Origin of the sequence: Streptomyces yerevanensis (genome assembly GCF_000716805.1) — a bacterium.
GTDB lineage: Bacteria > Actinomycetota > Actinomycetes > Streptomycetales > Streptomycetaceae > Streptomyces > Streptomyces flaveus.
Map to the genome: position 1 here is coordinate 1 of NZ_JNWJ01000111.1, position 11,396 is coordinate 11,396.

General features: G+C 70.5%; 7 protein-coding genes. 2 read left to right on the plus strand and 5 right to left on the minus strand.

Features of this window, described 5'->3' with window-relative positions; translation table 11 throughout:
* Window positions 1-470: 470 nt before the first annotated feature.
* On the minus strand, window positions 471-1,019 hold the full coding sequence (locus OP79_RS46950) for a MarR family winged helix-turn-helix transcriptional regulator (RefSeq protein WP_033329346.1): 549 nt from the start codon (window positions 1,017-1,019) through the stop codon (window positions 471-473).
* Window positions 1,020-1,164: 145 nt separating this feature from the next.
* Between OP79_RS46950 and OP79_RS46955 the strand changes: the two genes are divergently transcribed.
* Window positions 1,165-2,424 carry an MFS transporter gene (locus OP79_RS46955; RefSeq protein ID WP_033329347.1) on the plus strand — a complete coding sequence of 420 codons (1,260 nt, stop codon included), beginning with the start codon at window positions 1,165-1,167 and terminating at the stop codon, window positions 2,422-2,424.
* A gap of 49 nt (window positions 2,425-2,473) precedes the next feature.
* Here the strand turns inward: OP79_RS46955 and OP79_RS46960 are convergent, their stop codons facing one another.
* The 3 genes from OP79_RS46960 to OP79_RS46970 all read right to left on the minus strand — a co-directional run bounded on the left by OP79_RS46960 (window position 2,474) and on the right by OP79_RS46970 (window position 6,577).
* Window positions 2,474-3,292, minus strand: coding sequence for a class I SAM-dependent methyltransferase (locus OP79_RS46960; RefSeq protein WP_033329348.1), 819 nt, complete (start codon window positions 3,290-3,292; stop codon window positions 2,474-2,476).
* Window positions 3,293-3,348: 56 nt separating this feature from the next.
* The gene (locus OP79_RS46965; protein WP_033329349.1) at window positions 3,349-5,052 is read right to left on the minus strand and encodes an ATP-binding SpoIIE family protein phosphatase; all 1,704 of its coding nucleotides are present in this window, start codon (window positions 5,050-5,052) and stop codon (window positions 3,349-3,351) included.
* A gap of 124 nt (window positions 5,053-5,176) precedes the next feature.
* Window positions 5,177-6,577, minus strand: coding sequence for an NAD(P)/FAD-dependent oxidoreductase (locus OP79_RS46970; RefSeq protein ID WP_078492498.1), 1,401 nt, complete (start codon window positions 6,575-6,577; stop codon window positions 5,177-5,179).
* A 398-nt stretch (window positions 6,578-6,975) separates the two neighbouring features.
* Between OP79_RS46970 and OP79_RS46975 the strand changes: the two genes are divergently transcribed.
* The gene (locus OP79_RS46975; protein WP_033329350.1) at window positions 6,976-7,782 is read left to right on the plus strand and encodes a TetR/AcrR family transcriptional regulator; all 807 of its coding nucleotides are present in this window, start codon (window positions 6,976-6,978) and stop codon (window positions 7,780-7,782) included.
* 195 nt (window positions 7,783-7,977) lie between these two features.
* Here OP79_RS46975 and OP79_RS46980 read toward each other — a convergent pair whose 3' ends face one another.
* Entirely contained in the window at window positions 7,978-11,223 is a 3,246-nt protein-coding gene (locus tag OP79_RS46980) for an ATP-binding protein (protein ID WP_033329351.1), read from the minus strand.
* Between the last annotated feature and the right edge of the window lie 173 nt (window positions 11,224-11,396).

An 11,396-nucleotide genomic window follows, 5' to 3' on the forward strand; every position in this document is an offset into this window, starting at 1 on the left:
ACGGACGCTTCCTTCGTACTCACCCTCGCGGGCTTTCCTCCGGGCTTCCCTTCGGTCTTGCGTCTCCGACTCTACCAGACCCTTTCGGGCCCGATTCCCCGTCGGAGGGGGCTTGCTTTCCGGCTTTTCGGCCTTCCAGCGGTGTTGACTGTAGCAGATCCTTTCGGGCCTGAACTCCAGTCAACTAGTTTTGTCTTCGCGGCTGTTGGGCCGTTCCGACGTTCCAAACGTTAGCGGATGCTGTCGGCAGTTCCTAATCGGGCTGCCTGGCCCCAAGGGAATTCAATTCGGGCATGCCGAAATTAACTCCGTAGGGAGATCGCACTAGTGGTTTGGTGTGCCGCTTCTGCGGCGGGAGGTGCTGTCGCAGAACCGTTACGGCCCCGTGGCAACTCGAAGAACCTTACGGATCCACGAGGGGGTTGTCAAGCTTCCCCTGGGCGACGGCTCGGCAAACCTCGGGGGTGCCGTCAGTCCAGGTCAGTGAGTCGGCCGCCGGCGTCCGGCTGGGCGTGCTCCACGCGGCGGAGGAGGCGGGTCAGGACATCGCCGAGGACGCCGCGTTCCTCCTGGGAGAGGTCCTGGAGCAGGTCCTCCTCGAAAACGCTGGCGAGGCGCATGGCTGCCAGCCACTTCTCACGGCCTTCGGTGGTGAGCTCGACGATGACGCGTACGCGGTTGGACTCGTCGCGCTCTCGGGTGACCAGGCCCCCGGCCACCATGCGGTCGATCCGGTGGGTCATCGCGGCCGGCGTCAGGCCGAGGCGCTTGGCGAGGTGGCTCGGACCCATGCGGTAGGGGGCGCCGGAGAGGACGAGGGCCTTGAGGACCTCCCACTCGGCGTTGCTGATGCCGAGGGTGGCGGTCTGGCGGCCGTAGGCGACGTTCATACGGCGGTTGAGGCGGCCGAGGGCCGAGACGATCTTCTCTACCTGGGGGTCGAGGTCCTGGAACTCGCGCTGGTACGCGGCGATCTGCTCTTCGAGTGTCGGCTCGCCGACGCCGGGGGTGTCGCCCATGGGGCGAAGTATGGCATGCACTCGCTTGGGATCTAAGTCCTTCAGTGTGTAGAGTTCAAGAGTTAAGTTTAGCTTTAAAGTCTTCACTTCTAAGTTCTCCTATCTACTGAAGCAGGTGACAGTGACCAGGGCGAGGGGCGCAGCGATGCGCCGGATCCATGTGGGCAACGCACTCGGCGCGTTCGGGCTCGGCTTCACCGTCCCGTATCTGTACGTCTATGTGGCGCAGGTGCGGGAGCTCGGTGCTGTGACTGCGGGGCTCGTGCTCGCCGTCTTCGCGGTGGCCGCGCTGGTCGTGCTGCCGTTCGCCGGGCGGGCCATCGTCCGGCGTGGTGCGCTGCCGGTGCTGCTTGTCGCCCTGGTCACTGCCGCGTTGGGTGCGCTGAGTCTGGGGCTTGCGAGTAGCGCGGTGACCGTGTTGCCGGCCGCGGGGGTGCTCGGGGCGGGGCAGGCCGTGATGCAGCCGGCGCTTGCGACGATGATCGTGGATTGTTCGACTGCCGGGACCCGGTCGCGGGCCTTCGCCATGCAGTTCTTTCTGCAGAATCTCGGGCTGGGGGTCGGTGGGCTCATTGGTGGGCATCTCGTCGATGCCACGCGGCCGGGTTCCTTCACGTTGCTGTTCGCGGTCGAGGCGGCGATGTTTCTGCTGCTGGTCGGGATCATGGCGACCGTACGGATGCCGGATGCGCCGCGGATCGGGAGCGGGGCGCCGCGGGCCAAGGGGAGCTGGAAGGAGCTTCTCGGTGATCGGGCCATGGTGCAGTTGTGTGTGCTGGGGTTTGTGCTGTTCTTCGCCTGCTACGGGCAGTTCGAGTCGGGGCTGAGTGCGTACGGCGTCGAGGCGGCGGGGATTTCGACTTCCGCGCTTGGTACGGCACTTGCCGCCAACACGGCGGTGATCGTGGTCGCGCAGTTCGTGGTGCTGAGGTTCGTGGAGCGGCGCCGGCGGTCTCGGGTGATCGCGGCTGTCGGGCTGCTCTGGGCCGTCGCGTGGGGCGTGGCCGGGTATGCGGGGCTCGGGGACGGGAGCCAGGCCATGGCCACGGCCGCGTTCATCTCGACGTACGCGCTCTTCGGGCTCGGTGAGGCGATGCTGTCGCCGACCGTGGCGCCGTTGGTCGCCGATCTGGCGCCTGCGGGGATGGCGGGGCAGTACAACTCGGCGTTCGCCCTGGTGAAGCAGCTTGCGCTGGCGGTCGGGCCTGCGGTGGGCGGGCCGATGGGGGCGGCGCTGCACGGGCCGTACGTCGTGACGTTCGTGCTGTTCTCGCTGGGCGTCACGTTCCTGGCCGTACGGCTGGGGCGGCAGCTCACGCCCGTACAGAATCAGCCGTCGATGGCGAGGAGCCGGGTGGTCGCGCGGGGTGCGGAGGCCTCGGAGGCCGTATCGGCGAAGGTCTGAAGACACGGAGAGGCGGCCGTCACCTTGGAGTGGCGGCCGCCTCTTTGTGTCAGCGGACGGCTGTGACCAGGGTCGAGGTGAAGGAGAGCGTTGCTGTGCCGTCGGGGGCGGTGTGGGCCTTGAGGAGGTCGTGGACCAGGCGGCCTGCGCTGGTGAGGGCTTCCTGGCCGCCGGTTTCGATGATCGTCTGACCCCAGGGGACAGCGGAGAGGTGGCTGGCGGCGAAATCCACCAGCGGGGGCAGGGCGATGCCGAAGGTGACCTCGCGGTCGGTGACCTCCTGGAAGCCTGCTCGGCGCAGGGCGGTCGTGAGGCGTTCGGCGGGGACGAAGGCGGCCGTGAAGTTCGCGGCGGCTTCCGGGCCGCCGTGTTCCGCGATGGCGCGGTGCTGGGCGGTGAAGTACGGGGACTTGTCGAGTGACGCCCACATGGTGGCGGCGAAGTGGCCTCCGGGGCGGGTCACGCGGGCCGCCTCCGCGAGCGCTGCGTCCAGGTCGGGGAAGAACTGGGCGCCCTGCTGGCAGACGACCGCGTCGAAGGTGTCGTCCGCGTACGGGAGTTGGTCGGCGGGGGCCATGGTGAACTCGATGTCCGGGTACATGCGGGGGTGGTGTGCTTCGGCGACCTTGAGCATGCTCTCGTTCGGGTCGGCGCCGAAGACCCGGCCCGCGGGACCGACCCGGGCGGCGGCCACCCGTGCCGCGAAGCCGGTGCCGCATGCGAGGTCTAGCACCGTGGCTCCGGGGATCAGGTCGACGGCGTCCACGACCGCCTCGACGAAGGGCGCCATGATCGGCGCGACGTACCGCTCGTAACGCTCGGGAGCACTGCCTGTGAGCTGGAAGCCCGATTCCGTTTCCTCTGCCATGGAGGAGCTACTAGCACCGTGCGCCGCGATCGGCCAGATGGCGCGCGGTCATTGATCTAAGTGGCACGCGGAAGTGCGAACTCGCACCACACCGATTTGCCGCCGCCTGGCGTACGGCGTGAGCCCCAGTTGGAGGCGATGGTGGCGACGATCGCGATGCCGCGGCCGGCCTCGTCGGCGGGTTCGGCGCGGCGGCGGCGTGGGAGGTGGTCGTCGCCGTCGGTCACTTCGACGATCAGGCGGCGGTCCGTGCGGCGCAGGCGCAGGCGCATGGGCGGGGTGCCGTGCTGGAGGGAGTTGGCGACGAGTTCGCTGGCGGCGAGGACGCCGAGGTCGTGCAGGTCCGTGGGGAAGCGCCAGCTCGTCAGGACGCCGGAGGCGAAGGCACGCGCGCGTGGGGCCGCCTCCACGCCACCGAGCAGCTCCAGGGCGGCGTTTCGGAAGAGTTCGCCGTCGGAGCCCGTACGGGACGGGTGCTGGAGTACCAGGACCGCCACGTCGTCGTCGTGGTCGGCCGTCATGCCCGCCGAGCGGACGAGGCGGTCGCAGATCACCTGGGGTGTGCCCGTGGCGCCTGCGAGGGCTTCCTCCAGGGCGGCGATGCCCTCGTCGAGGTCCTTGTCGCGGCGCTCGACCAGGCCGTCCGTGTAGAGCACGGCGGTGGAGCCGGGGCCGAGCGGGATGGAGCCGGAGGCGTGCATCCAGCCGCCTGTGCCGAGGGGCGGGCCGATGGGTTCCTCGGCGCGCAGGACGGTGCCGCTGTCGTCGCGTACGAGGATCGGGAGGTGGCCGGCGGAGGCGTACACGAGGCGGCCCTCGTTGGGGTCGTGGACGGCGTAGGCGCAGGTGGCGATCTGGTTGGCGTCGATCTCCGTGGCGAGGCCGTCGAGGAGCTGGAGGACCTCGTGCGGGGGCAGGTCGAGGCGGGCGTACGCGCGGACGGCGGTGCGGAGTTGGCCCATGACGGCTGCCGCGCGGACGCCGCGGCCCATGACGTCGCCGATGACCAGGGCCGTACGGCCGCCGCCCAGGGTGATGACGTCGTACCAGTCGCCGCCGACCGCGGCCTCCGTGCCGCCGGGGTGGTAGACGGCGGCGACGCGCAGGTCGTCGGGTTCCTCCAGCTTCTGGGGCAGCAGGGAGCGCTGGAGGGTGACCGCGGTCTCGCGCTGCTCGCCTTCGCGGACGCGCAGGCGGTCGGCGACTTCGGCCTGGTCGGTGACGTCGGCGGCGAAGATCAGTACGCCACCCCCTTCGGGGGAGGCTGATACATCGAGGGGGACGGGTGTACACGTGAAGGTGTACGAGCGGCCGGTGGGGACCTTGCGGGACAGGACCGTACGCGGCTTGGAGCTGCGCAGGACCTGGTCGAGGAGGGACAGCAGGCCGATCTCCTCCAGCTCGGGCAGCGCCTCACGCGCGGGTTCGCCGACCGGACGGGCGCCGAAGGCCTCTACGTAGGCGTCGTTGACGTACGCGAGGCGGTGCTCCGGGCCGTGTACGAGGGCGACGAGGGCCGGGATGCGGTCGAGGACCTCGCGGACCGGCAGTTCGTCGACGGTGGGGTCCGGTGGGGTTTCGGCTTCGCCCGTGTCGGCAGCATCGGCGGCTTCGTCGGCTTCCTTGGCGGTTCGCCGCTCGGCGCGGGCCGCGGGCACGGAGCTGCCCTCCGGGGGGAGCGCGTTCGACGAACTGTCGGTCCGCGCCTGGGCGCGGCGCTGCGTTCCGGGGAGCAGGGCGCTCCAGCGCGTGAAGTTCACTGTGGGACAGGCCTCGTGGGATTGAAGGGCGAGCGGTCGGCCCGCCCATGGTCGTGGACCAGTGTGTCCGACCGGACCGGCATCCGTCAGACGTCGGCCCTGACGGCGGAGTTCCTGAGTCCGGTCAGGACGACCCCTTCGGGTCCTCAGGAGGCTTTCCACCGGCCGCGAGTTCGAACTCCGCACGGGGATGTTCGAGCGAACCGAGGGAGACGATCTCCCTCTTGAAGAGCCCCGCCAGCGTCCACTCGGCCATCACGCGGGCCTTGCGGTTGAAGGTCGGAACCCTGCTCAGGTGGTACGTGCGGTGCATGAACCAGGCGGAGTAGCCCTTCAGCTTCCGCCCGTAGACGTGCGCGACGCCTTTGTGCAGTCCCAGGGAGGCCACCGAGCCGGCGTACGCATGGGAGTACGTCTCCAGGGGTTCGCCGCGCAGGGAGTGGACGATGTTGTCGCCGAGGGTCCTGGCCTGACGTACCGCGTGCTGGGCGTTGGGGGCGGTCTCCGTGCCGGGCTCCTTGGAGGTGACGTCGGGGACGGCGGCGGCGTCTCCCGCGGCCCACGCGTGCGTGACGCCCTCGACGGTCAGCTCGGCGGTGCACTTGAGGCGTCCGCGCTCGTTCAGCGGCAGGTCGGTGGCGGCCAGGATGGGGTGGGGTTTCACCCCGGCGGTCCAGACGACCGTACGGGTCGGGAAGCGCGCGCCGTCACTCAGTACGGCGACGCGGTCCACACACGATTCGAGGCGGGTCTCCAGGCGTACGTCGATATTGCGGCGGCGCAGCTCGGTGACGGTGTACTTGCCCATCTCCTCGCCGACCTCGGGCAGGATGCGGTTCGAGGCCTCGACGAGGATCCACTTCATGTCCTCGGGCTTGACGTTGTGGTAGTAGCGCGCGGTGTAGCGGGCCATGTCCTCGAGTTCGCCGAGGGCCTCCACGCCGGCGAAACCGCCCCCTACGAAGACGAAGGTCAGGGCCGCGTCGCGGATCGCGGGGTCGCGGGTCGAGGAGGCGATGTCCATCTGCTCGATGACGTGGTTGCGCAGGCCGATGGCCTCTTCGACGGTCTTGAAGCCGATGCCGTGGTCTGCGAGGCCCGGGACCGGGAGGACGCGCGAGACGGAGCCGGGCGCGAGGACGAGCTGGTCGTAGGAGATCTGTTCCGGCTCCGCGCCCTCTTCCTGGGTGGCGAGCGTGGTGAGGGTCGCGGTGCGCTTGGCGTGGTCGATGGACTGGGCCTCGCCGATGACGATCTTGCACTGGTCGAGAACACGGCGCAGCGGCACGACGACATGGCGGGGCGAGATGTTTCCCGCGGCGGCCTCGGGCAGGAACGGCTGGTAGGTCATATAGGGATCTGGCGTGACCACGACAATTTCTACGTCGCCGCGTTTGAGCTCCGCCTTCAGCTTCCGCTGGAGTCGCAGGGCGGTGTACATGCCGACGTAACCACCGCCGACGATGAGAATGCGCGCACCGTTCGGGGATTCGGGGGTCGTCCCCCGGGAGATCGCTGTGTTCACCCACCCATGACGCAACGCGGTCTTGAGTTTGTCCACAGGCCCGACAATTTGTGTGACCGGCCGCCTGAGACGCGCAGAGTTGGCCGATTTGCCGGAGTGCGAGGAAAACACGCAGGTCAGCTGGGGTGGACGGAGTGACGGTAGGTGTCTTAATCGGGACGTAAGCGGCCCGTACTCCGATCGAGGGGCGCACTGTGCGGAACCTGCCCCTTCTGAATTGACCCTTACTCAACTATGTTCGTGTCTCATCGGGGTGTAGGGGGAAGCACTCGGCGGGTCCGCACGACCGGTACGACGGGTACCACCGGGTCGTGGGACCGATGCCTGTTCCGCTCGCTCCGGCTTGTCAATGACGGGGAGAGTCTCCGGGGGGAGACGTCATTACCGGGGGAACACATATGCATGTTCAAGAAACTCATTGGTCATCCGCGTCCGCCATCGCTGGCGGCGGCGCGGTCGGTGCGGCGATGGGGAACGGTCGTGGTGCGGGGGACGCATCGCGTACGACACCGCTGCGCGTGGACGCACAGCGCAATCTGGAGCACGTACTGCGTGCGGCGCGCGAAGTCTTCGGCGAGCTGGGATACGGCGCGCCGATGGAGGACGTGGCGCGGCGCGCACGGGTCGGCGTCGGCACGGTGTACCGGCGCTTCCCGAGCAAGGACGTCCTGGTCCGGCGGATCGCCGAGGAGGAGACCTCCCGGCTGACCGACCAGGCCCGGGCGGCGCTCGGTCAGGAGGACGAGCCGTGGTCGGCGCTCTCGCGCTTCCTGCGGACGTCCGTGGCCTCGGGCGCGGGACGACTGCTGCCGCCGCAGGTGCTGCGGGTGGGCGTCGCGGAGGACAGCACCGTTCTCGACGAGGCGCTGGTGCCGCACCAGCGGTCCCAGCCGATGTCCCTGTCCGGCTCGGGCTCTGGTTCCGGCTCCGGTGAGCTTCGGCTCGTGGAGCAGCGGCCGGCGTTCGACGGGGAGGTCGCGACGGCGGACGACGACGCCGGGGCGGCCCAGCTGCTCGAGGTCGTGGGCCGGCTCGTGGAGCGGGCACGCGCGGCGGGCGAGCTGCGCCCGGACGTGACCGTGTCGGACGTCCTGCTGGTGATCGCCACGGCGGCACCCTCGCTGCCGGACGCGGCCCAGCAGGCGGCGGCCTCGGCCCGGCTGCTCGACATACTGCTGGAGGGGCTGCGGTCGCGTCCCGCGTAGGCAGCGGGGCGGGCGTTTTTGCGCATCGGTACGGGAAAGGGGGTTGCCCCTTTCCCGTACCGATGCGCGTTTTCGTGCTTCGGGTACGCGGGCGGGGTGCCGGGTGTGGGGTTTCTTTCCCAAGCCCGCCCCTTCCCGTAGCCAAGGGGCTCCGCCCCCTGGGCCCCCGGGTGGGGGCTGCGCCCCCAGACCCCGCTAGCGGCCTGCCGCCTCGGTGAGTTCGCGCAGGACGTCGTCCGTGTTGAACGTCGTGCCGGTGGCGCGCTCGGCCTCGTGGCGGTCGGGGCCCAGGGCGGCCAGGGCGGCGGCTTCGATGCGTTCGGGGTCCAGGCGCTCCGACAGGGCGCGAGGGTGGGAGCCGCGCCAGTGGGATCCGGCGGCGAGCAGGCGGACCGCGCGTGGGTGGTCGCCTTGTTCGGCGAGGACGTGGGCCGCCTGTTCGGCCAGGCCTGCGAGAACCACCTTCGTGCTGTGCGCGGCCACGGCTTCCCGCAGGGCCTCGGCCAGCTTGAGCAGGCCTTGCCGGGGGCCCGACTCGGCGGCCGTGACGAGGGCGTCGATGCCGTTGAGCGCGGCGATGAACTGCGGTGGCGGGGTGCCACGGATCGTCTCCGCGCGGGCCGCCTCGCACAGTTCCCGCGCCCGCGCGAACTCCCCGTCGTCCAGGGCCATCTGCGCCCGCATCAGGAGCACGAAGGCCACGGAGTCGGGCACCCCGTGGCGCTCGGCCGCCTCGCTCGCCTCGTCCAGGGCGGTGAGCGCGGCGGCACGATCTCCGGCGCGGTACGCGATCTCGCCGAGCCTCGCGATGAGGAACGGCGTCTCCGCCCACGCGCCCACCTCACGCGCGAGCCGCAGCGCCTCCTCGTACTCCTTCTTCGCCTCGTCGAAACGGCCGCGCGCCATCGCCGCCTCGCCGCCCGCGCTGCACACCTGGGCGCGCATCCAGCGGTCGCCCGCGCGTGGGGCGATGACGCGCAGCTCGGCGAGGGCCTCGTCGACGCCCTGTAGGCCGCCGGGGGTGTCGACTGCCATGTGCGTACGGAACATCAGGGTGACGCCGATCTCCCAGTCGCCGCCGTACGTCCGGCAGTTGGCGAGCGCCGCGTCCATGTTGGGCAGTGCTTCCTCCGGGCCGCCGAGGTAGTACGTGGTCAGCGGCCACGCGATGCCGGGGAAGCGGGCCGCGTCCGGTCCGCCCTGAGCCATCGCGTCCCGTACGCGCGCGGCGTACGCCCGCAGCCGCTCGTCCTCCAGCCCTTCCATCCCCAGGTCCGCCAGCAGGAAGAGATGCAGCATCCGCAGCCTCATCCGGAGCCGGTGCAGCGGGTGGTCCTTTTCGGCTTCGGGGTCGGCGAGGTAGGTGTCCAGGTCCCTCCCGAGGCGCAGGGCCCGGTCGGCCCATGTCAGGCTCTCCCGGCGGAAGTTGCGCAGCCACCAGAACCAGCCCATGGCCAGCACCAGCGCGGCGGCTTCCTCCTCGTCGGCGGCGAGGATGCTGCGGTCCAGGGCCGCTCGGATGTTGTCCAGGTCGGTTTCCAGACGGGTGATCCACGGGAGTTGGGCGGCGCTGCGGAGGCGGGGTTCGGCTTCCTCCACGAGCGCGCGGACCCAGGCGCGGTGTCGGCGCTCGGCCTCGGCGCGCAGTTCCGGGACCTCGGCGGCGCGCTCCCTGGCGTACTCGTGGATCGTCTCCAGCATTCTGTACCGCATGCCGGCGGAGCCCTCCCGCTCCCACGGTGTCGCGACGATCAGGGACTTGTCGACGAGGGCCCCGATGAGGTCTGCGGCGGGCCCGGTGCACACGGCCTCCGCGGCCTGAAGGTCCCAGCCGCCCGCGAAGACGGACACCTCGCGCAGGACCGTGCGCTCCGGCTCGTCGAGGAGATCCCAGGACCAGTCGACGACGGCGCGCAGGGTCTGCTGGCGCGGCAGGACCCTACGGCTTCCTGAGGTGAGGAGCCGGAAGCGGTCGTCGAGGCGGTCGGCGATCTGGCGTGGGGTGAGCATGCGCAGGCGGGCCGCGGCGAGTTCGATGGCCAGGGGCAGGCCGTCGAGTCGGCGGCAGATCTCGTCGACGGCTTCGGGGTCGTGGGCGATGTCGGCGTCCGCGTCGGGACGTACGGCCACGGCGCGCTCCATGAAGAGGCGGTGCGCCGGGCCGGGGGGCAGGGGCTCGACCGGGCGTACGGACTCGCCGGGCACGCCCAGGGGCTCGCGGCTGGTGGCGAGGATCGTGAGTCCCGGGCAGTGGGTGAGGAGGGTTTCGGCGAGCTCGGCTGCCGCCTCGATGACATGTTCGCAGTTGTCAAGGATCAGTAGTTCGCTGCGCGGGGCGCAGTACTCGATGAGCAGGGCGACCGGGTCGTCCTGCGCCATCGCTCTCTCATGGGTCATCAGCACGGTCTCGCGCAGACCGAGGGCGCTGACGACCGCGCCTGCCACCGCCTCCGGCCGGTCGAGCGGGGCGAGCTCGGCCAGCCATGCCGGTGGAAGTCCGGCGGCGGCTTCCTCGGCGAGGCGGGTCTTTCCTGAGCCGCCCGGTCCGGTGAGGGTGACGAGGCGGGCCCTGTGCAATTCGGAACGGATGGCGTCGAGTTCGGGTTCCCGGCCGACGAAGGAATTCAGGCGGGGGCGGATGTTGCCGGTCCTGTCGGTCCTGTCGGTCCTGTCGGCTCTGTCGGGTCGCTCGGTTCTGGCGGCTTGCTCGGCTCTCGGGGTGGGTTGCGGGGTCAGCAACTGTGCGTGCAGGGCTTGTAGTTCCGAGCCCGGGTCCGTGCCCAGGTTCTCGGCGAGGGCGCGGCGGGCCTTCTCGTACGCGGCGAGGGCGTCCGCGTTTCGGCCCGTGTCGCGCAGGGCGCGGATGAGGAGGGCGTGCAGGGCTTCGTCGTACGGGTGCGCTTCGGTGAGTTCCCTCAACTCCGGTACGAGGTCTGCGGCGTGGCCCAGTCGCAGATCCGCCGTTACGCGCGCGCGAGTGGCCTCCTGGCGCAGGGCTTCTGTGCGGGTGGCCGCGGCGGTGCGGTCGGGGAGGTCGGCCAGGGCGGGGCCGTACCACAGGGCGAGTGCCTGGCGTAGGGTGCGGGCCGCTTCCGCGGGGGCGTCGGGCATGGCTGCCCTGCCCTGACGGACGAGGCGTTCGAAGGCGAACAGGTCTACGTCTTCGGGGGTGGCGTTGAGGCGGTAGCCGCCCGGTTCCGAGGTGATCGCTTCCTTGCCGAGGGCTCTGCGGAGGCGGGCGATGAGGGCCTGGAGGGCGGCGTGTGCGTCGTGCGGCGGGTTGTCCGACCAGACCTCGTCGATGAGGGTGTCCGGTGTCGTTGCGCGGTTGGGCCGCAGGGCGAGGGCGGTCAGAAGAGTGCGGAGTCGGGAGCCTCCTATGGGTACGGGGGTGCCGTGGTCGTCCTCGGCCTGGGTGACGCCCAGGATTTTGTACCGCACGGGGTCATTCTTACGGGGGGCTGGCTCCGGGGCGGGTTTTTCTTTCCCCAAGCCCGCCCCGTCCCGTACCAAGGGGCTCCGCCCCTGGACCCCGCTGGGGCTGCGCCCCAGACCCCGCATCGGCCTGAACGGCCTCGTCCTCAAGCGCCGGACGGGCTGGGGGTGCCTGGGGG